General features: G+C 68.5%; 18 protein-coding genes and 3 pseudogenes. 8 read left to right on the plus strand and 13 right to left on the minus strand.

The window, feature by feature from the left end:
- Positions 1-19 precede the first annotated feature (19 nt).
- Positions 20-751: a GNAT family N-acetyltransferase gene (locus tag ACFQJD_RS09460; protein ID WP_379797802.1), complete on the plus strand. Its 732-nt coding sequence runs from the start codon at positions 20-22 to the stop codon at positions 749-751.
- Here ACFQJD_RS09460 and ACFQJD_RS09465 read toward each other — a convergent pair.
- Positions 748-990, minus strand: a complete 243-nt coding sequence (locus tag ACFQJD_RS09465; protein ID WP_379797804.1) for a hypothetical protein — start codon at positions 988-990, stop codon at positions 748-750. The genes ACFQJD_RS09460 and ACFQJD_RS09465 overlap by 4 nt on opposite strands.
- Complete coding sequence (locus ACFQJD_RS09470) at positions 987-1,862, minus strand: hypothetical protein (RefSeq protein ID WP_379797805.1); 876 nt, start codon at positions 1,860-1,862, stop codon at positions 987-989. Before ACFQJD_RS09470 ends, ACFQJD_RS09465 begins: the two co-directional genes overlap by 4 nt.
- 158 nt (positions 1,863-2,020) lie before the next feature.
- Here ACFQJD_RS09470 and ACFQJD_RS09475 point away from each other — a divergent pair, with 158 nt between their 5' ends.
- The 3 genes from ACFQJD_RS09475 to ACFQJD_RS09485 all read left to right on the plus strand — a co-directional run bounded on the left by ACFQJD_RS09475 (position 2,021) and on the right by ACFQJD_RS09485 (position 6,092).
- Positions 2,021-2,386 carry a DUF2267 domain-containing protein gene (locus ACFQJD_RS09475; protein ID WP_379797807.1) on the plus strand — a complete coding sequence of 122 codons (366 nt, stop codon included), beginning with the start codon at positions 2,021-2,023 and terminating at the stop codon, positions 2,384-2,386.
- A gap of 223 nt (positions 2,387-2,609) precedes the next feature.
- Positions 2,610-5,276, plus strand: a complete 2,667-nt coding sequence (locus ACFQJD_RS09480) for a heavy metal translocating P-type ATPase (RefSeq protein ID WP_379797809.1) — start codon at positions 2,610-2,612, stop codon at positions 5,274-5,276.
- A gap of 156 nt (positions 5,277-5,432) precedes the next feature.
- Positions 5,433-6,092, plus strand: coding sequence for a response regulator (locus tag ACFQJD_RS09485; protein WP_379797811.1), 660 nt, complete (start codon positions 5,433-5,435; stop codon positions 6,090-6,092).
- A 90-nt stretch (positions 6,093-6,182) separates the two neighbouring features.
- Here the strand turns inward: ACFQJD_RS09485 and ACFQJD_RS09490 are convergent, their stop codons facing one another.
- From ACFQJD_RS09490 to ACFQJD_RS09510, 5 genes are all read right to left on the minus strand, one after another.
- On the minus strand, positions 6,183-6,473 hold the full coding sequence (locus ACFQJD_RS09490; protein ID WP_379797813.1) for a hypothetical protein: 291 nt from the start codon (positions 6,471-6,473) through the stop codon (positions 6,183-6,185).
- Between the two features lie 7 nt (positions 6,474-6,480).
- The gene (locus tag ACFQJD_RS09495; RefSeq protein ID WP_379797815.1) at positions 6,481-6,759 is read right to left on the minus strand and encodes an ArsR/SmtB family transcription factor; all 279 of its coding nucleotides are present in this window, start codon (positions 6,757-6,759) and stop codon (positions 6,481-6,483) included.
- 50 nt (positions 6,760-6,809) lie between these two features.
- Complete coding sequence (locus tag ACFQJD_RS09500; protein ID WP_379797817.1) at positions 6,810-8,402, minus strand: molybdopterin-dependent oxidoreductase; 1,593 nt, start codon at positions 8,400-8,402, stop codon at positions 6,810-6,812.
- A 68-nt stretch (positions 8,403-8,470) separates the two neighbouring features.
- Entirely contained in the window at positions 8,471-9,451 is a 981-nt protein-coding gene (locus ACFQJD_RS09505) for an ornithine cyclodeaminase family protein (protein WP_379797819.1), read from the minus strand.
- Between the two features lie 40 nt (positions 9,452-9,491).
- On the minus strand, positions 9,492-10,043 hold the full coding sequence (locus ACFQJD_RS09510; RefSeq protein WP_379797821.1) for a hypothetical protein: 552 nt from the start codon (positions 10,041-10,043) through the stop codon (positions 9,492-9,494).
- A gap of 96 nt (positions 10,044-10,139) precedes the next feature.
- On the opposite strand from ACFQJD_RS09510, the gene fdhF reads away from it, so the two are divergent.
- Complete coding sequence (fdhF, locus tag ACFQJD_RS09515; protein ID WP_379797823.1) at positions 10,140-12,218, plus strand: formate dehydrogenase subunit alpha; 2,079 nt, start codon at positions 10,140-10,142, stop codon at positions 12,216-12,218.
- On the opposite strand, the gene ACFQJD_RS09520 is transcribed toward fdhF, so the two are convergent.
- Entirely contained in the window at positions 12,215-12,775 is a 561-nt protein-coding gene (locus ACFQJD_RS09520) for a plastocyanin/azurin family copper-binding protein (protein WP_379797825.1), read from the minus strand. The genes fdhF and ACFQJD_RS09520 overlap by 4 nt on opposite strands.
- On the opposite strand from ACFQJD_RS09520, the pseudogene ACFQJD_RS09525 reads away from it, so the two are divergent.
- A pseudogene (locus ACFQJD_RS09525) lies at positions 12,770-14,415 on the plus strand (thiamine pyrophosphate-binding protein). The gene ACFQJD_RS09520 and the pseudogene ACFQJD_RS09525 sit on opposite strands and share 6 nt — an antisense overlap.
- Here the strand turns inward: ACFQJD_RS09525 and ACFQJD_RS09530 are convergent.
- The 3 genes and pseudogenes from ACFQJD_RS09530 to ACFQJD_RS09540 all read right to left on the minus strand — a co-directional run bounded on the left by ACFQJD_RS09530 (position 14,412) and on the right by ACFQJD_RS09540 (position 16,402).
- Positions 14,412-14,755: pseudogene (locus ACFQJD_RS09530) on the minus strand (cupin domain-containing protein). The pseudogenes ACFQJD_RS09525 and ACFQJD_RS09530 sit on opposite strands and share 4 nt — an antisense overlap.
- Positions 14,756-14,799: 44 nt before the next feature.
- Positions 14,800-15,618: a fumarylacetoacetate hydrolase family protein gene (locus tag ACFQJD_RS09535; RefSeq protein WP_379797827.1), complete on the minus strand. Its 819-nt coding sequence runs from the start codon at positions 15,616-15,618 to the stop codon at positions 14,800-14,802.
- Positions 15,615-16,402 (minus strand): annotated as a pseudogene (locus ACFQJD_RS09540) (SDR family oxidoreductase). The gene ACFQJD_RS09535 and the pseudogene ACFQJD_RS09540 overlap by 4 nt, the downstream one beginning before the upstream one ends.
- 106 nt (positions 16,403-16,508) lie before the next feature.
- Between ACFQJD_RS09540 and ACFQJD_RS09545 the strand changes: the two are divergent.
- The gene (locus tag ACFQJD_RS09545; RefSeq protein ID WP_379797829.1) at positions 16,509-17,468 is read left to right on the plus strand and encodes a D-2-hydroxyacid dehydrogenase; all 960 of its coding nucleotides are present in this window, start codon (positions 16,509-16,511) and stop codon (positions 17,466-17,468) included.
- A 69-nt stretch (positions 17,469-17,537) separates the two neighbouring features.
- Here the strand turns inward: ACFQJD_RS09545 and ACFQJD_RS09550 are convergent, their stop codons facing one another.
- Both ACFQJD_RS09550 and ACFQJD_RS09555 read right to left on the minus strand, forming a co-directional pair.
- Entirely contained in the window at positions 17,538-18,437 is a 900-nt protein-coding gene (locus ACFQJD_RS09550; RefSeq protein ID WP_379797831.1) for an NAD(P)-dependent oxidoreductase, read from the minus strand.
- 145 nt (positions 18,438-18,582) lie between these two features.
- Positions 18,583-18,768 (minus strand): hypothetical protein, encoded by a 186-nt coding sequence (locus ACFQJD_RS09555; protein WP_379797833.1) that lies wholly within the window; start codon positions 18,766-18,768, stop codon positions 18,583-18,585.
- 160 nt (positions 18,769-18,928) lie between these two features.
- On the opposite strand from ACFQJD_RS09555, the gene ACFQJD_RS09560 reads away from it, so the two are divergent.
- A complete protein-coding gene (locus ACFQJD_RS09560; RefSeq protein WP_379797835.1) occupies positions 18,929-19,438 on the plus strand; it encodes a CinA family protein in 510 nt (169 codons plus the stop codon).
- Positions 19,439-19,442: the final 4 nt, after the last annotated feature.

The following is a 19,442-nucleotide window of genomic DNA, read 5'->3' on the forward strand; positions in this document are numbered from 1 at the left end:
CCGTAGTGGGCGAGCGTTCATGTCACAACTCACACGACCGGAGTTCGAGGAGGACGCGCGAAAGCGAATCTACGCGTACGTGGAGCGCCACGGCATCGTCGACATCGACGACGTCGCCGATCAGGTCGACGCCGACGAGGAGGCGTTCACACACCACCTGTCGATGCTCAAGCGGGACGGCTATCTGGAGGAACGCGGCGGGACCCTCCGCGTCGAACTCGACGTCGGCGAGGCGGACCGGTACGAGTCGGACGGCCTCTCGTTCGCCATCCGTCCCGCCCAACAGACGGACCTCTCTGGCATCCTCGGGGTGATGCGACGGGTGGCGGAGGAAGAGCGGTACATCGTCGCGCAGAACGTCGCCGAACTCGTCGACTACGAGGGCGCGCTCCTGCGTCACTCGACCGTCGAATCGCGCGTGTTTTTCGTCGCGACCGTCGACGACGACGTCGTCGGGTGGCTCCACTTCGACGTCCCCGAACTCGAGAAACTCCGACACACCGCCGAGTTGACCGTCGGCGTCCTCGAGGAGTATCGACGGCGTGGAATCGGGAGTCGCCTGATGGATCACGGACTCGGCTGGGCGGAGCGGGCGGGCTACCGGAAAGTGTACAACAGCCTCCCGTCGACGAACCGGTCGGCCATCCAGTTTCTCGTCGATCACGGCTGGGAGACGGAAGCCATCCGCCGCGATCACTACCGAATGAGCGACGGCTTCGTCGACGAGGTGATGATGGCGACCCGGTTCTAGCGCTTCCGCCGGACCCACGCCGCGAGGGCGAGGCCGACGACGGCGAAGACGAGACCGATCCCCGTGAGAGCGATCCGGAAGAGCGGAACCAGACTGAAGTCGTCGGCGTGGCCGCGACGGAGGACGTAGTAGTCCCCCTCGTGAGCGACGAGGCGGCCTTCGAGTCGCTCCAGTCGGTCGACGTTCACCTCGTCGCGGTGGACCCGCGTGGATCCGTCGGCGGCGATGGCGTCCGTCACGACGCGCCGCGTCGCCGGCGAGAGGTCGCTCGTCTCGACGACGCCGACGTCCGTCTCCGAGAGGACGACGTCGTCTCGCTCGGGGTGAGTCGGAGCGTGACGTCCGTCCCGTTCTCGACGGTGGCCCGATAGAACCGGTCGTCGTGGACGACGAAACGAACGTCCCCGCCGAGCGGAGTGAACGCGTCGGCGTCGTTGCGATTCGGCACCGTCACCGACCCGTTCTCGACGGCGCGACGGAGGCGGTGCTCCCGCGCTTCGGAGAAGTCACCGACCTCGACCACGTCGTCGGACTGCTGGTCGAGCCACGACACCTCCTTGGCGTGGTCGCGCTCGTCGAGTCGGCCGGGTGGGGTGATCTCGAGGTCGGACTCGACCGATTCGAGCGACCGGTTTTCGAGTTCGAGCGTCGTCTCCTCGTCGCCGACGGTCACCGTCGGGCGGTAGACGGCGACTCGCTCGGCGCTCCCGAGATAGCGCCACTCGTCGCGGAGGAGCTGGAGAACGAGCGGCGGCGCGTCGCGGGAGACTGCGAAGGATCCGTTTGCGGCGGCGCGGCGGGCGGCGTAGCCGGCGACGGGCGGGAGGTCGTCGATGCGGTCGATTTCTGACGAGAGGCCGGCCGCGCCATCGGCGGCCGAGGTTCGGTCGACGGAGACGATGACGCTCCCGCCGTCGGCGGACTGGGTGACGTAGAGGGGTTCGCCAGCAGCGCGGCACCGACGACGAGAAACGCGACTGCGGCGGTGGAGGCGATTCGGGCGGCCATACGTCGACAGTCCGATACGGCGAGAACCAAGTGTTTTGTGTCGCCCGTCGGGGTAACGAGACCTCGATTCGCTCCCGATGGCGGAGTGAGGTGGGTTTGGCACGTCCTTTTTTCCGTTCAGGAGATGTTTTCGAATGGTTATGACTGTATGGAAACTCGCGGAATTAGGCGTCACTACGGCCGTATTCCAGCGCATCTCGGCGGAGGCAACGCGGGTAGCCGCCCCGGGTGCCCGTCGGTTCGACCTGCTGGAGATCTAATATGAAGACCGCAAACGTCATCGAGCGCGTCCGTCAGCGCCGGGAGTTCGCATCGACCGAGGAAGCCGAGGAAGTGACGGCGGCGACGCTCGAAGCGCTCGGACGCGTCGTTCCGGCCGACGACGCTCGGAACGTCGCCGTCGAACTGCCGCCGGAACTGGCACAGCGACTCCGGGCACCGGAGGACCGAGACAGCACGGACTCCGTCGACGAGTTTCTCGCGTACGTCCACGACAACGCCAGCGTCCGGGAGGCGGGCGTCGAGTGGAAGGTCAACGGCGTCTTCGACGTCCTCGAAGAGACCGTCGGCGACGAGTTCGCCGACGTACAGGCGCAACTCCCGGACGAGTACGACCGCCTCCGTTAGCCGAACAGCGACCGTCGGACGGGTCACGTTCGCCCGGCGCGCAGTTACGAATCGAAAGCCCGTCGCGGCGACGCTCGGGGCGGTTCGACGCCGTCGCGGCCGACTCCACCGCGCTCGACCGTTGTGTCCGTGCTCGCGGACTTTACGTTCTAAACGTTGCTCCCGCGGTCACGCTCGAAATGCAAGGGAAATCGACGTAAGGACGCGTCGCGTACTAGCACCAATGAGTACCCGAACGGCGCGCGTAGAGGTCCAGGGGATGAGCTGTGCCAACTGTTCCCGGACGGTAGCCGAAGCGCTCGAATCCCTCGACGGCGTCCGCGAGGCACGGGTCAACTTCGCGACCGACGAGGGGTCGGTGGAGTACGATCCGGAGCAGGTGTCGCTGGCGGCGCTGTTCGACGCCATCGAGGACGCCGGCTACCGGCCGGTCTCCGAATCCACCACGATCGGCGTCACCGGCATGTCCTGTGCCACCTGTGCCGAGACGGTCGACGCCGCACTGGAGTCGACGCCGGGCGTGATTTCGGCGGAGGTGAACTTCGCCACCGACGAGGCACAGGTGACGTACAATCCGGTCGACGTCTCCCGGTCCGATCTCTACGACGCCGTCGAGGACGCCGGCTACGACCCGGTCCGTGAGGAGGCAGGCGAGAGCGAAGCGGAGAGTCGCGAAGCGGCCCGGACGGCCGAGATTCGCAGACAACTCCGCCTCACTCTCTTCGGCGCGGCGCTCTCGGCTCCCCTCCTGTTTTTCCTCGCCGAGAGGTTCCTCCTCGGCGGCGAGTTGCTCCCCGAAACGCTGTCGCTGTTCGGCGTCACGTTCCGGTTCGGCTGGGTCGAGTTCCTGCTGGCGACGCCCGTGCAGGTCGTCCTGGGGCGGGAGTTCTACCGCAACTCCTACGACGCGATCGTGAGAAACCGGACCGCGAACATGGACGTCCTCATCGCCATGGGGTCGTCCACGGCGTACGGCTACTCCGTCGTCGCCCTCGTCGGACTGCTCCCACAGGCCGGCCTCTACTTCGATACGGCCGCCCTCATCCTCGTGTTCATCACGCTCGGAAACTACCTCGAAGCCCGGTCGAAGGGCCAGGCGAGCGAGGCGCTCCGGAAGCTACTGGAGATGGAGGCCGAGACGGCCACCGTCGTCCGTGAGGACGGCAGCGAGGAAACGGTCCCCCTGGAGGACGTCGACGTCGGCGACCGGATGAAGGTCCGACCGGGCGAGAAAATCCCGACCGACGGCGTCGTCGTCGAGGGCGAATCCGCCGTCGACGAGTCGATGGTGACGGGCGAATCCGTCCCCGTCGGCAAGGAACCCGGCGACGAGGTGGTCGGATCAACGATCAACGAGAACGGCCTCCTCGTCGTCGAGGCGACGAAGGTGGGCGCGGACACCGCCATCCAGCAGATCGTCGAGACCGTCAAGGAGGCCCAGAGCCGCCAACCCGAGATCCAGAACCTCGCCGACCGCATCTCGTCGTACTTCGTTCCGGTCGTCATCCTGAACGCCTTCCTGTGGAGCGCGCTCTGGTTCGTCGCTCCGGACGCGCTCGCCGGCGTCGTTTCGGCGCTCCCGGTGTGGGGGCTGGTCGGCGGCGGCCCGGCGGCGGTGGGGACGCTCGAGTTCGCCGTCGTCGTCTTCGCCTCGGCCGTCCTCATCGCCTGCCCGTGCGCGCTCGGCCTCGCGACGCCGGCGGCGACGATGGTCGGCACCTCGATCGGCGCACAGAACGGCGTCCTGTTCAAGGGCGGCGACGTCCTCGAACGGGTCAAGGACGTCGACACCGTCGTCTTCGACAAGACGGGGACGCTGACCGAGGGCGAGATGCGCCTCACCGACGTCGTCGCTCTGGACACCGCACCCGACGCTGACGCCGCCCCAGACGGTGGCGCAGCGACGGACGGCGGAGCGACCGTCGGGGAACGCCGCCGCGTCGACGAGGCGACCGTTCTCCGCCTGGCCGCGAGCGCGGAGCGCGGGAGCGAACACCCGCTGGCCCGCGCCGTCGTCGAGGGGGCACGGGAGCGAGGCGTCGACCTCGCCGAACCGGAGGACTTCGAGAACGTCCCCGGCCACGGCGTCCGGGCGACAGTCGACGGAACCGAGGTGCTGGTCGGCAATCGAAAGTTCCTCGAAGACGCGGGCGTCGACCCGTCGCCGGCCGAAGACGCGATGACCCGCCTCGAATCGGAGGGGAAGACGGCGATGCTCGTCGCGTGCGTGCCCGCTGGCACGAGCGTGCCCGCTGGCACGAACACGCCCGACGGCGCGACCGAAGGCGGCCGGGTCGTCGGCGTCGTCGCCGATGCCGACACGGTCAAAGACGGCGCGCGCGACGCCGTCCAGGCCCTTCGCGAGCGGGGCGTCGAAGTCCACATGATCACCGGCGACAACGCCCGAACCGCTCGCACCGTCGCGGAGGCGGTGGGTATCGACCCCGAGAACGTCCGGGCGGAGGTGCTCCCCGACGACAAGGCCGACGCCGTCGACGCGATCCAGTCCGCGGGCCGCCGCGCGATGATGGTCGGCGACGGCATCAACGACGCGCCCGCCCTGGCGACGGCGTTCGTCGGCACCGCCATCGGATCGGGGACGGACGTCGCCATCGAGGCGGCGGACGTGACGCTCATGCGCGACGACCCGACGGACGTGGTGAAGGCTATCCGCATCTCCGAGGGGACGCTGGCGAAGATCAAACAGAACCTGTTCTGGGCGCTCGGGTACAACACGGCGATGATTCCGCTGGCGTCGCTCGGTCTGCTCCAGCCCGTCCTCGCGGCGGGGGCGATGGCGCTCTCCTCGGTGTCGGTCCTCTCGAACAGCCTCCTGTTCCGACGCTACACACCGGACGAGGCGTACCGGCTCCTCTATCGGTGGCGGTAGGTCGGCGTCGCTCGCGGCGGGGCGAGGATCGCACCGGAGCGATCCGTCCCGTTCGTCGGTCGCCACCGGCGAGCGCGTCGAGCGCCGACTAAGTGTATGGGACGTCCGCTTTTGACGGCGAATCCACTACGTCTTGGTACGGCTCCCCACCTGACAATGCCACCCTCGACTGGAGATACACCTTCCGATGCCGATGCTGACGTCTGTCACTCGCCTCGCGGCTCCGACGGACAGCGACTCGTCCTCGTCGTCGACGACGACGAAGCGCTCGCCGAATCGGTTCGAATCTGGATCGAACAGCGCGAGGAGTGGCGCGCGACGACGGCGACCGCGGGCGACGAGGCCCTCGACGTCTACGGACCCCACGTCGACGTCGTCTTTCTGGACCGACAGCTGTCCCGGACGACCGGTGCCGAGGTCCTCGAATCGATGCGCGAACGAAACGGCGACGCCCGCGTCGCGATGATGACCGCGATCGAGCCCGACTGGGACATCCTCGAGTTGTCCTTCGACATGTACCTCACCAAGCCCGTCGGGAAAGAGGACGTCCACGAGGCCACCCAGGAACTCATCCATCGGAACGACTACGCCCGCGAACTGCAGGCCCTGTTCGCCCTCAGCAGCAAGATCGCGACCCTCCAGCCGAGATATCCGCGCCACCACCTCGAAGACGACGAGCGGTATCAGCGGCTCCTCGAGGAGTTCGACCGCGTCGAGTCGGCGGCGCAGTCGGCCGTCGACGACATCGACGGCGACGAGTTCACCGAATATCTCCGAATGATAGAGCAGACGAACCTCGGCGTCGACAACGTATAGGCCGACGAAGCAGCCGTCGATCGGACCGTCTCCCGGCGGGGCGAGCGACCGTCCGTGGACCGAGAGGTCCGCGCGGCAAACGGCGAGCGCTTACCGCATCGAGACGTAGGTGATGGCGAGGACGGCGAGAAACTGGAGTCCGCGCATCCCGAGGACGGCCAGCTGCGCCGTCGACGACCCGGCGTACAGCATCCCCATGCTGAAGTAAAACGCGAGCGCGACGAGGTTCTCGACGACGAGGACGACGCCGAACGCGACGAGGCCGAGCGTCAGCGGCGTGCGGAACTGGCGGTAGTTCCGGAGCCAGACGACGACGAGAGCGAGCAACAGGACGACGTTCACCGCCGAGAGCGCGCTCGCGGCAGTGACGTAGGTGGTCATCGCCATCTCACTCCTCCATCCGGTCGGTGATGCGTTCGAACTCTTCGCGGTGTCGTTCGAAGCGGTCGGTCAGGAAGTAGAGTCGGCCGTAGTCGTCGCCGCCAGGTTCGACGACGTCGTGTTTCCGTAGCATGTCGAGGTGGTGTCTGACCGTGTTGTAATCGACGTCCAGTTCGTCGGCGAGTCGGTTGGCGTTGCGCGGTCGCTCGTCGAGACAGCGGATGATGCGCGCCCGGTTCGCCCCGCCGCGCGTCGCCGTCAGCAGATACCACAGCGCCTTCTCCATCGCCGAGTAGGTTCCTCGACACGGGGAACACGTATAGAACCTCGGGCACCTCACCGCTCCGGGCGGACGGTCCGGGAGACCCACCCCGTCGCACCGCTCGGATAGGCGTTCTCGCGCGCTCTCGGCTGGACCGTACCGGTGCCGTCGACGGCGCGGACGACCACCTCGTGTTCGCCGACCGGCGGTTCGTAGCGGGAGACCCACTGCCGCCACACGTCGTCGCCGGGGAGCGGGTCCGAGAGCGCCGCCCGTCGCCACGATCGACCGCCGTTGGTCGACACCTCGACGCGATCGACGCCGCGCGTCCCGGCGTAGGCGTGGCCCGCGACTTCGATCTCCTCAGGCGAGCGGTTCACGGCCGAGAGTTTGGCGACGGTGTTGACCGGGCCGGTGCCGTGCCACCCCCGCTTCTCCCAGTACCCCGTCGCCGGTTCGTCGAGAACCTCGATCTCGGTGAGCCACTTGACGTTCACCTCGCCCCAGTGGCCGGGGACGAGCGCGCGAGCGGGGTAGCCGTGGCTGTTCGGAAGCAGTCGGTCGTTCATGCCGTAAGCGAGCAGTCCGGGGCGGAGGGCGGCGGTCGGCATCTCTTCGTAGAAGCCGTCGACGGCGCGGAGCATCACGTACGCTCCCCGTGCGCCGGCGGCGTCGAGGAGGTCGGCCATCGGGACGCCGGTCCAGAGGGCGTTGTCGAGTTGGCGGCCGTCGATCGGGTCGCCGACACAGCGAAGCGTGACGAACCGGTTCTCCGCGGGCATCCTCGTGATCCCCTCGTAGGAGAACGTCCGCTCCTTGTCGACGGCCCCCGTGACCGTCAGCGTCCACTCCTCGGCGGTCGGTCGAGGGTTGATCTGGTTCACGTCGACCTCGTAGAAGGTGGGGCTCACGAGAGGGTCGAGCCCGTCGACGTCGAGCGACTTCTCCGCGGCCTCGGCGAGCAGTCGCTTCCGGGCGGCAGCCGACGGATCGGTCGTCGGCTGTGGCGTCGGCTCGGACGTCTCCATTGCCCCGTCCTCGACCGGCGTCGGCGTCGCGTCGGTGGGCGCGCTGGGGGCGGGCGCCGACGAAACGTCGTCGAGCGTCCGGTCGACGTCCGGCGCGCGGCGACGGCCGAGGAGCGACGAGATCACGGCCAGACCGGCCGCCGCGGCGAGGCTACCGAGGAGGCGGCGTCGACCGGCGTCGTCGGCGCTGCGGTCGCCCGTCGCGAGCGTCGCCACCGAGCGGACGATCGCCGTTCCGACGCCGGCCGCGATCGACGAGGCGGCGTCGCCGACGAGGGCGAATCCGAGCGCTGTCGCGAGCGCGCCCGCGACGGCGGCGACCGGCGGCGGTCCGACTCGCTCGCCCAGACGGCGGCCGGCGTCGGCGGCGACGGCGAACAGGCCGACGGTGGCCGCGAGAGCGACACCGAACGCCACCTGGTCGCCGAGCGCGCCGAGAAAGAGAATAGCGACGGTGACGACGACGCCGGGCGTCGCGTCGACGACGAGCGACGCGATCGGAGCGGCGACGAACGCCGGACTCGCGCCGGCGACGGCGTGTGACCCCGCGACGGCACCGACGCCTGCCGCGGCGGCGACGGCGGCGTTCGTCCACCGGTACCGCTCGTTCGCTCCTGACGCCGGTCGATCTGCCGTCATACTACTCCGACGGGCCTCGACGGGGATAACCGATTCCCGAATTTCGCCCGGACTCTCCCCAAACTGGGTCAGAATTCGTCGAAGGGAACGGTCGTTCCGAGCCCGTCCGCTTCGGCGGCGTCGAGGACGTGTTCGGCGGCCGCGGCGTCGAGGACGGCCGAGCCGACGCTCTCGACGACGACGAGTTCGTCCGGCGCGACCGTTTCGACGCCGTCGACCACCTCGGAGAACGGGACGAGCGCCGACGGCGGGACGGACGACTCGCGCAAGTCGCCGACCTCGGCCACCTCCTCGGGCACGTCGGCGTAGAGACGGTCGGCCGCCTCGACGATCGCGGCCGGGAGTTCCTGCATCTCGGCGGTGTAGGCTCCGACGGCGACGACGAGCGTGCCCGGATCGACGGCCGCCGCCGACACCACCGGGTCGGGGCTGGTCGTCGCGGTGACGACGACGTTCGCACCGGCGACGGCGGCGGCCGACGATTCGACGGCGTGGGCCTCGACTCCGAGTTCGTCTCGCAGGGTCGACGCACACGCCTCGCGGGAGTCGCTCGGCGAGTAGACCCGGATCTCGGAGACGGACGTCGCGGCGGCGATGGCCCGGGCCTGCCAGCGCGCTTGCGTTCCCGCGCCGACGAGGGCGAGGGTGACGGGGGCCGCCGCGAGCGACGACGCCGCGAGGCCGCCGATGCAGCCGGTCCGGGCGTTGGTGATTCGATTCCCGGCGAGCTGGGCGACCAGGCGGCCGTCAGCGGCGTCGGTGAGGGTGATCTGGGCGTTGACGGTCGGCCGGCCGCGCTCGGCGTTCGCCTCGTGGACGGCGACGACTTTCGTCGCGAACGTGTCCGCGCCGTGGAGATACGCGGGCATCACCAGCCCGGTTCCGAGCGGGTCGTCCGAGCGGAGGCCCGAGCCGACCGGGAAATGCGGGCGGGGCGGCCGTTCGACGTCGCCCGCGCCCTGTTTGCGAAACGCCTCCGCGACGACCGGAAGCAACTCGTCGAGACTCAACACCCGTTCGACGTCGTCGTCGGAGAGGAGACGGACCATACCTCAACGAACGCTCGCGCCACCCTGTACCTTTCGCCGCTTACGAGCCCAATCGCCAGAGCGCGCGGTAGAGCGTCTGTAGACCGACCCCGAGTCGGTCGGCGACGGTCCGACAGATCGTGACGAACCGCTCGTAGTCGGCTTTCGACGGCGGGTCGGGGTACGAGTCGTCGAGTTCGTCCGCGTCCCGGAGCACCGACCAGAGGCGGGCGTCGACGGCGACGTACCGGTCGGGGAAGGCGTACTGGAGGATCGCGGAGGCGACGGGCACGTCGACCCCGGCGAGCGCCTCGAGGCGAGTGAGCCGTTCGCGGTCGGTGTCGGCGTCGTGGACGGCGTCGAGGGCGGCCGCGAGGTCGTCGAAGTCGTTGTCCCGAAACGCGGCCTCGACGCGTTCGCGGCGATCGGGGCGAGACCGCCGGTTTCGCCGGAAATACCACCGGACGACCCACTCGACGTCCCGCCAGACCATCGGCCCCTCGTCGAACGCCGCCGGAAGCGTCGCCAGTCGCTCCCGTTCGACCTCGTAGAACGGCTCTCGGCGTTCGTACTCGTCGGCTTTCTCCGCGACGAGGGCTGCGGTGAGTTCCATCGGACGTAATCGGTTCTCGTTGCCGAACGGATAAGACTACACGATTTCCCTTACACAACACTCTTTGGTAAGTGGTGACAACTGCTCCGGTACTCCATGAGCAACGAGAACCAGGACGGCGTCCACACGATCTGTCCCTACTGCGGGGTCGGATGTGGACTGAAACTGACAGAGGGGGAGAGCGACGGAGAAGTGAACATCAAGCCGTGGTTCGACGCACCGGTCAACGAGGGGGCCCTCTGTATCAAAGGGGGCGCATCGACGGAAGTCGTCGACCACGAGGACCGACTGAAAGAGCCGCTGCTAAAGGAAGACGGCGAGTTCCGCGAGGCGACGTGGGAGGAGGCGATGGACCGCATCGCCACCGAACTCGAACGCATCCGGGACGAACACGGCCCCGACGCGATGGGCTTTTTCACCTCCTCGAAATGCACGAACGAGGAGAACTACCTGATGCAGAAGTTCGCCCGTCGCTACGGGACCAACAACGTCGACAACTGCACGCGCCTCTGTCACGCCTCGACGGTGGCGGCCCTGCGTGCGAGCCTCGGTGCCGGCGCGATGACCAACAGCATGCAGGACCTGCGCGAGGAGGCCGACGTCTACTGGATTCAGGGGGCGAACCCGGCCGAACAGCACGTCATCGCCCACAGCAACTACTTCAAGCAGGCCGCGATGGAGGACACCTACGTCGTCCAGATCGACCCCCACGCCAACAAGACGACGCGACACACCGACACGCATCTGCAGCTCAAACCGGGGACGGACATTCCCCTGTTGAACGTCGTCCTCAAGACCATCCTCGACGAGGACCTGGTCGACGAGGAGTACCTCGAATCGCGGACGGAAGGCGTCGAGTCGCTCCGCGAGACGCTTTCGGACTTCGACGTCGAAGCCGCCGCCGAGACGTGTGGCGTCGACGTAGAAGAGATCCGGGAGATGGCGCGCATCTACGCCGAGGCGGACAACGCGGCCATCTTCACCGGCATGGGCATGAGCCAGCACCGCTGTGGCACCGACAACGTCCAGAACCTCATCAATCTCGCACTCGCCACCGGCAACGTCGGGCGGCCGGGCACGGGCGTCAATCCGCTACGCGGACAGAACAACGTCCAGGGCACCTGCGACGTCGGCGCGATGCCGAACGTCCTCCCTGGCTACGTCCCGGTGGACGACGACGAGGCGAGAGCGGAAGTCGAGGACGTCTGGGGGTTCGAGGTGGATCCCGAACCCGGACTGACGAACGTGGAGATCACGCAGTCGATCGGCGACGCCGTCCACGGCCTCTACGTCATGGGCGAGAATCCGGTCATCAGCGAACCCAACTCCAATCACGTCCGCGAGCAGCTAGAGAAGTTGGAGTTCATGGTCGTTCAGGACATCTTCATGACGGACACCGCGGAGTACGCGGACGTCGTCCTCCCGGCCACCTCGTGGGCCGAACGCGGCGGGACGGTCACCAACACCGACCGCCGGGTCCAGCGGATGCGCAAGGCGACGGAGGTGCCAGGCAACACCCGCGGCGACCTGGAAATCGTCTCGGACCTCGGGACGCGCCTGTTCGGCGAGGGGTTCGACTTCGACGGCCCCGAGGACGTCTTCGAGGAACTCCGCGAGACCGCGCCCATCTACCGCGGTCTCACCTACGACCGAATCGGCCTCGAAGGCGTCCACTGGCCGTGTTACGAGGAGGGCGACGAGGGCGACCCGTTCCTCTACGAGGACTCGTTCGACACCGATAACGGCCTCGGGAAGATCCGCGGCGTCCGCCACCAGCCGCCGGCCGAAGTCGAGGACTCGGAGTATCCGTTCGTGCTGACCACCGGCCGCCTCGAAGAACATTACAACACCGGCACTATGAGCACCCGGTCGCCGACGCTCGTCCGGAAGACGCCGACGAATTTCGTCGACATCAACCCCGAAGACGCCGAGCGTCTGGGGATCGAAGACGGCGAGGAGATCCAACTCCGCTCTCGGCGCGGGGAAATCGAAATCGAGGCGCGCGTCACCGACGACATCAGACCGGGGATCCTCTGGTCGACCGATCACTTCCCGGAGGCTCCGATCAACGAACTGACCAACGACGCCCTCGATCCGGTCGCGAAGATCCCGGAGTACAAGGCCGCCGCCGCCCAGATCTCCGTCGACGTCGAACCGGCGACCGGCGACGACTAATCCACGACGACGCGGCCGACCATGTTCGCGCTCAGATGCGGGATACAGCCGTACACGTACTCCCCGGGGACGGTGAAGGTGTGTCTGTACCGCCCGCCGGTCGGCGTGGTGTCGGCGACCCGACCGTCCTCGTAACTGGCGAAGGGGTCGGCGTCGTCGGGGATCGAGATCGGCCGTCCGTCCTGTGGGCGAAAGGAGACGTTGTGGCCCCGCGACTTCGCCACCCACTCCACGACGTCGCCCGCCGAGACGCGAACCTCCGCCGGGTCGTAGACGAGTCGCCCGCCGGGGCCCATCTCGACCGTCACGTCGGCGGGGTCGTCCGGCGGCGTCGCCGTCGGGGTGCTCTCACCGCCGCCCGCACAGCCGGCGAGAAGGCCGGTACTCAGCGCGCCCGTCACCGTCGCCGCGAACCGCCGTCTCGAGAGGGGGTGTCTCGACTCCATCGAGTCGACCACAGTCGCGTCGGCGTAATAAGCGCCGGCATCCGCGACGGCCGTCGTCCGCGTCCGGGGCGAGATGTTAAGTGCGTGCCGATAGTGCCAAGCACGATGCACGTCAACGAGGCACTCGTCGACCGGTTGGTCGAACGGGGCGTAGAGACGATGTTCGGTATCCCGGGCAAGCAGAGTTTACCGCTGAACGAAACCATCGGCAACCGCGACGACATCGAATTCGTCGTCGCGCGCCACGAGACGGCCGTCTCACACGAGGCGTGGGGGTACGCGGAGACGAGCGGCCGAATGGCGGCGACGTGTGTCGTCCCCGGACCGGGAGACATGAACGCGATGAACGGGCTGAAAAACGCGCTCAACGACTGCACACCGCTCCTGCACGTCGCCATCGAGACGGAACCGGAGCTCCGCGGCGGCGACGCCATTCACGAGACGCCGCCCGACACCTACGACAACGTGGTCAAGGAGAACGTCCTCGTGGAGACGCCGGAGAGCGCCCTCGCGGAACTCGACCGGGCCATCGCCGTCGCGCGGACGCCGCCGAAAGGGCCCGTCCGGTTCGGCATCCCGAAGAACTTCCTCAAGATGGAGACGTCGCTGGCGGAGGCGGGGAGTTCGTCACCGATTCGGTTCGGGGCGTCCCCGCGGAAGGCGTCGACTCGGCGGCGGACGCGCTGGCCGACGCCGAGTCGCCCGTCGTCGTCGCCGGCGGCGGCGTCCGAACCGCGGACGCGACGGACCGACTGCTCGCCGTCGCCGAACGCCTCGACGCGCCCGTCGTCACGACGTACAAGGGGAAAGGCGTCGTCCCGGAGGATCATCCGCTCTCGGCGGGCGTCCTCTGTGGCGGCGCGAGTTCGGACCTGCTCGACCTCCTCGCGACCGCCGACGCCGCTCTCGGCGTCGGCACCGACCTCGACGCGCTGACGACGCGCGCGTTCACCGTCGACCTCCCCGAGACGCTCGTGACGGTGACGCTCCACGCCAGCGACGTCGGGCAGGGCTACGAGCCCGCGGTCTCGCTCGTCTGTGACGCGCGGGACGCCCTCGACGCCATCGACGGGGCGCTCTCCGAACGCGGTCGCGACCGGAACGTGGAGACGGCGGCGAACCGCGCGTCGGCGGTTCGACGGGCCGCCGCGGAACGGATGGCAGAACTCCGTGCCGACGACGAACCGCCGCTGACGTCCCCGGGCGCACTGCAGGCCGTCCGCGAGGCGTTGCCCCGAGAGGCGATCGTCAGCGCCGACGCCGGCGGATCACGCATCTGGACGCTGGTGAGTTTCCCGGCGTACGGCCCGCGTCAGTACGTCAATCCGGGGTCGTGGGCGACCATGGGGACCGGACTGCCGGGTGCCATCGGCGCGTCGATGGCGAACCCCGACGCCGACGTGGTCGCTCTCTCCGGCGACGGCGGGCTGATGATGTGCGTGCACGAACTCCACACGGCCGTCTCGGAGGGGATTCCGGTCACCGTCGTCGTCCTCAACAACAGCGACTACGCCATCATCAGCGAGGAGGCGTCGCGGAGTTACGACCTGGACGAGATGGCGTACGGCTGGGACGAGACGCCCATCGACTGCTGTGCGGTGGCGGCCGGGATGGGCATGGAGACGCTGCGAGCGGAGACGCCGGCCGAGATACGGGACGCTCTCGGAACGGCGCTCGACTCGGACGAACCGACGCTGGTCGAGATACCGACCGACCCGACCGAACCGCAGGCCAGCGTCTGGATGGATTAATCGCGATCCAGCCAGAAGTCGAAAGAGCGTCCCGGGGAGAAGACGTCGAGGCCGATAGCCGTCTCCTCGCCCTCGTTCTCCACGGCGTGGGACTCCCACGGTTCCAGCCACACCGAGTCGTACTGCTCCAAGGTCACCTCGTCGTCCTCGGTACGGACGGTGAGTTCCCCTCGAGGCAGAGACACACCTGCTCGTTCTCGTGGTCGTGCATCGGGGAGGAGTGGCCCGGCGGCTTGGTGAACCACTCGAAGGTCATGGCGTCGCTGCCGGCCAGCGAGACGCGTTTCCACCCCTCGTCCGGCTCGTACGTCTGCGCCTCGTCGAATTCGACGGGTTCCATGCGCCCTCAGTCGGCGGTGCTCTCAATAAAGATTCCGCGATGGGTTATCTGACGACTGACGCGTCGAGGCTACCGACGCCCTCGATTTCGGCGCGAACCTCGTCGCCGGGGGAGATGACGCCCGCGCCGGGCGTCCCGGTGCTGATGACGTCGCCCGGACGGAGCGTCATCACGCGGGAGTGGAAGGAAACGAGTTCCTCGGGCGGAAAGAGCATTCGGGAGACGGTGTTTTCGGCCACCGTCTCGTCGTTGCGCACCGTCCGAACCGTTACGTCGGTCAGGTCGCCCACCTCGTCGGGCGTGCGAATCCACGGGCCGACGACCAGAAACGAGTCGAAGCTCTTTGCCCGCGTGAGGAATCGCGGATTGCGCTGGAGGACGTCTTCGGCCGTCATATCGACGATGGGGACGTAGCCCACGACGACGTCGCTCACGTCCGCTTCGTCGACGTCCTTGCAGGTGCGACCGATGACGACTCCCAACTCGGCTTCGGCGGTGACGCGGTTCGAGATCTCCGTCGGCGGCAGGCGAATCGGTCCGCCGGGGCCCGTGAGCGTCGTCGCCGGCTTGCAGAAACTCGCGGGTTCGTCCGGCCGCGTCTCGTCCAGATCGGCCGCGTGGTCGGCGTAGTTGAGGCCGACGCCCCAGAGCGTCCCGGGGTCGGCGATGGGTGACGTGAAATCAAGATGGGCGGCCGGGACGGGTTTGGCGGTGGCGTCGGCCACGTCGGGCAGGCCGTCGGGGGCGGCGCGGAGTGCCGCGTCGACGCTCCCGAGCGACGGGTCGGCGGACGCGAGGGGGACGAACCCCTCGTCGTTTCCGAGCACGGCCGTCCCGTCGGCGGTGCGCGCGAGGCGCGTCACAGGTTCGACGCGCCCGCGCCGCCGTCGATGGGGATGGCGACCCCGTTGACGTAGCTCGAGCGCTCGGAACAGAGGAAGGCGACGACGTCGCCGAGTTCCTCGGGCTGGCCGACGCGTTCGAGCGGGATGTCGGACGCCCAGTCCGCGAGGCCGGACTCGTAGTCGTCGTAGTCGCCGCGGTCGACGGCCTGTTCGACGAGTTCCTCGATGCGCGACGTCTCGTGCGGGCCGGGGAGAACGGCGTTGGCGCGCACTTCCGGCGCGAACTCCTTCGAGAGCGTCTTTTCGAGGCCGATGACGCTCATCCGAACCGAGTTCGAGAGGACGAGCGAGTCGATGGCTTCCTTGACGCTCCGGGAGGTGATGGTGACGATAGTGCCGCCGTCCTCGCGGAGATGGGGGCGGCCTCGCGGACCAGACGGACGACGCTCATCACCAGGAGGTCGAAGGCGTCGTACCAGTCCTCGTCGGTGGTGTCGAGAAACGGGCCGCTCGGCGGGCCGCCGGCGCTGGTGACGAGGTGGTCGAGAGCGCCGAACTCCTCGACGGTCCGTTCGACCATCGCCGTCGTGTCGTCGGGATCCGTCAGATCGCCGGGGTGGGCGACGACGTCGCCGGTCGCCACCTCGCGGACGTCTTCGGCGGCCGCTTCGAGGCGCTCCTCGTCGCGTCCGTTGACGACGACGTTTACCCCCTCGGCCGCCAGCGACGCCGCCGCCGCCTTGCCGAGTCCGCTACTCGATGCCGTTACGAGCGCCGCGTTGCCGTCGATGCCGAAATCCATGTGCGGCCTCTCGCGGTGGCCGGTATTAGTCCCACCGGAGGCGGAACCGCGAGTCGCGTCGGACCGAATCGGGAGAGTTAGGAGGCCCGCGCCTGCGATGGAACTTATGACAGACGAGACGGACGTGCTCGTTCTCAGAGAGGGAACGGAAGGGCTGTCGACGCGGCCCTACGCCGACGAGCTTCGGGAGCGGCTGCCGAACCACGCTGTCGAACGCGCGCGAACGCCGGCGGAAGAGCGGCGACTCGTCCGGGACGCCCAGGTCGTGACGGGCAACGCGATGGACGGGGAACTGCTCGACGCCGCCGAGAATCTCGACCTGTTCGCGTGTGCGTACGCCGGCTACGACCACCTGCCGCTGTCCCGATTCTCGGAAGCGGGCGTCGTCGTGACGAACGCCTCCGGCATCCACGCGCCCGGCATCGCCGAACAGGTCGTCGGCCACGTCCTCGCGTTTTCGCGGAACCTCCACGAGGGGTGGCGGCGGCAGGGCAACCGCGAGTGGCGGCATTACAAGGCGCGAGAACTCACCGACCGGACGGTCACCGTCGTCGGCCTCGGGTCCATCGGGACCGCGGTCGTCGAGCGACTGGAAGGGTTCGGCGTCGACACGATCGGCGCGCGTTACACGCCCTCCAAGGGCGGGCCCACGGACGAGGTGGTCGGCCTCGACGACGACGCGGTGCACGACGCCCTCGCACGCACCGACTACCTCGTCGTCGCGTGTCCGCTGACCGACGAGACGCGCCACCTCGTCGACGAGGAGGCGCTGGCGACCCTCCCGCCCGAGGCCGTCGTCGTCAACGTCGCCCGCGGCGGCGTCGTCGACACCGACGCCCTCGTGGCCGCCCTCCGGAGCGAGAGCATCCGCGGGGCGGCCCTCGACGTGACCGATCCCGAACCGCTCCCCGAGGACCATCCGCTCTGGACGCTGGAGAACGTGCTTCTCACGCCCCACACCGCCGGTCACACGCCGAAACACTGGGAGCGACTGGCCGACATCGTCGCGCACAACGTCCGCGCGCTCGATTCGGGCGAGGAACTCCGAAACGTCGTCCTCGATTGATTCGGCCCGGGCGTGATCGGGACGGCCGCCGCCCCGACTCCGCGCACGTCGCGTCCGCGGCGAGTGCGCCTACTCGTCGACCCGCGCTTCGGTGCCGGCGAGGTCCTCGATGATCTGCATCACGCCGGAGTTGTCGTCCATGCCCCGCCCCGTCTGCTCCATCGCCTTGTACAGTTCGTGGGCGAGTTCGGTCTGGGGCATCGGCGACCCGTAGGCCTCGCCGGCGTCGGTGGCGATGCGGAGGTCTTTGTACTGGTAGGAGGCGAAGAAGCCGGGGTCGAAGTCGCCGCGGATCATGTCCGGCGCGCGGTTGTCGAGCGCCCAACAGCCCGCCGCACCGCCGCTGATGGCGTCGACGACGGCCTGTAAGTCTGCGTCGGCCTTGTGGGCGAACACCAGCGCTTCGCTGATGGCGACCATCGACCCCGCGACGACGATCTGGTTACAGGCCTTGGTGACCTGTCCGGCCCCGTTGCCGCCGCAGTGAGTGACGGTCTCGCCCATCGCCGAGAGGATCGGGCGGACCTCCGCCAGTACGCCCTCGTCGCCGCCGACCATGATGGAGAGAGTCCCCTCGATCGCGCCCGTCTCGCCGCCGCTGATCGGTGCGTCGAGCATGTTCGCGCCGCGTTCGCGGACCTCCTCGGCCAGCTCCTCGGTCACCGTCGGCGAGATGGTGGAGTTGTCGACGACGATTTCGCCGCCGCTCAGCCCCGCGAGGACGCCGTCGTCGGCGCGCATGACCTCGGTAACGACGTCGGAGTCGGGCAGACACATGATGACCACGTCCGCCCGTTCGGCCGCTTCCTTCGGCGTCGCCGCCGCCTCGCCGCCCGCCGCGACGTGTTCGTCGACGGGTTCCTGCGAGCGGTTGTGACCGACCACCGTATAGCCCGCGTCGAGGAGGTTTTTCGCCATCGGTGCGCCCATGATTCCGAGTCCGACGAATCCGATCGTCTCGTCTGTCATAGTGGGTGACACACCCGACTTCGCATAAATCCCACCGTCGGCCGAATCGATTGCCGGGAGTCGGAACTGCTCGGCGGACTGTTCGCCAGCGACGCGGTCGAAACGACGCCCACGCCGGCCGGTGGCCGACAGCGAACCCCGGCACTCACTCGACGTACGATTCGAGCGCCCGCGACACCATCTCGCTCCAGGAGTCGAAGTCGGTGGTCGTCGCGACGTGGTCGTCCCACTGCCGCGTCGAGAGGTCGCTCACGGTGGCGTCCGCCGGGATCGTGGCGTCGTCGACGTCGATGAACTCCTCGATGCTCCCCAAGTCCGTGTGTTCGGCCATCCACTCGTCGGGAAAGAGTTCGGCGAGTTCGATCGCCCCGCCGAGTGCCTGGACGTTCCTCGGCCCCCGTCGATCATATTTCGACTGTCTCTCGTCCGGCTATATGAATGCGCGGACTCCGTCCCCGGCGTTGATGGGGACGCGGCCCGACCGTCGAGACATGGCCGACGACATCGAAGCGGAACTCGGCGAGATTCTCGACGCGGCGACGCACACGATCGCCGTCGCGGAGTCGCTCACCGGCGGCCTCGTCGGATCGCTGTTGACCGACGTGCCCGGCTCCTCGGACTACTTCGACCGGAGCCTCGTCACCTACTCGAACGACGCCAAACAGTCCGAACTCGCCGTCTCCCGGGAGTCGCTGGACGAACACGGCGCGGTCTCTGCACCCGTCGCTCGCGAGATGGCCCAGGGCATCCGCGACGTCGCCAGAACGACGTGGGGCGTCTCGACGACCGGCATCGCCGGGCCCACCGGCGGCACCGAGGAGAAACCGGTCGGCCTCGTCTTCGTCGGCGTCGCCTACGCCGGCGAGTGGGGGACCGAGGAGTCGTTCACGGCGGCCGAACGCTACGTCTTCGACGGCGACCGCCGGGACGTGAAAGAAGCGAGCGCGAAACAGGTGCTCCGGGACGTCCGCGACGCCGTCGACGACGTCGGCCCGTCGTAGCCGC

It is taken from the genome of Haloplanus sp. GCM10025708 (genome assembly GCF_042663985.1).
GTDB classification, from domain to species: domain Archaea; phylum Halobacteriota; class Halobacteria; order Halobacteriales; family Haloferacaceae; genus Salinirarus; species Salinirarus marinus.

Coding starts and splice junctions, on each gene's coding strand:
- ACFQJD_RS09460 (WP_379797802.1), top strand. CDS start 20: ATGTCACAACTCACACGACCGGAGTTCGAGGAGGACGCGCGAAAGCGA.
- ACFQJD_RS09475 (WP_379797807.1), top strand. CDS start 2,021: ATGAAGACCGCAAACGTCATCGAGCGCGTCCGTCAGCGCCGGGAGTTC.
- ACFQJD_RS09480 (WP_379797809.1), top strand. CDS start 2,610: ATGAGTACCCGAACGGCGCGCGTAGAGGTCCAGGGGATGAGCTGTGCC.
- ACFQJD_RS09485 (WP_379797811.1), top strand. CDS start 5,433: ATGCCACCCTCGACTGGAGATACACCTTCCGATGCCGATGCTGACGTC.
- ACFQJD_RS09490 (WP_379797813.1), bottom strand. CDS start 6,473: ATGACCACCTACGTCACTGCCGCGAGCGCGCTCTCGGCGGTGAACGTC.
- ACFQJD_RS09495 (WP_379797815.1), bottom strand. CDS start 6,759: ATGGAGAAGGCGCTGTGGTATCTGCTGACGGCGACGCGCGGCGGGGCG.
- ACFQJD_RS09500 (WP_379797817.1), bottom strand. CDS start 8,402: ATGACGGCAGATCGACCGGCGTCAGGAGCGAACGAGCGGTACCGGTGG.
- ACFQJD_RS09505 (WP_379797819.1), bottom strand. CDS start 9,451: ATGGTCCGTCTCCTCTCCGACGACGACGTCGAACGGGTGTTGAGTCTC.
- ACFQJD_RS09510 (WP_379797821.1), bottom strand. CDS start 10,043: ATGGAACTCACCGCAGCCCTCGTCGCGGAGAAAGCCGACGAGTACGAA.
- fdhF (WP_379797823.1), top strand. CDS start 10,140: ATGAGCAACGAGAACCAGGACGGCGTCCACACGATCTGTCCCTACTGC.
- ACFQJD_RS09545 (WP_379797829.1), top strand. CDS start 16,509: ATGACAGACGAGACGGACGTGCTCGTTCTCAGAGAGGGAACGGAAGGG.
- ACFQJD_RS09550 (WP_379797831.1), bottom strand. CDS start 18,437: ATGACAGACGAGACGATCGGATTCGTCGGACTCGGAATCATGGGCGCA.
- ACFQJD_RS09555 (WP_379797833.1), bottom strand. CDS start 18,768: ATGGCCGAACACACGGACTTGGGGAGCATCGAGGAGTTCATCGACGTC.
- ACFQJD_RS09560 (WP_379797835.1), top strand. CDS start 18,929: ATGGCCGACGACATCGAAGCGGAACTCGGCGAGATTCTCGACGCGGCG.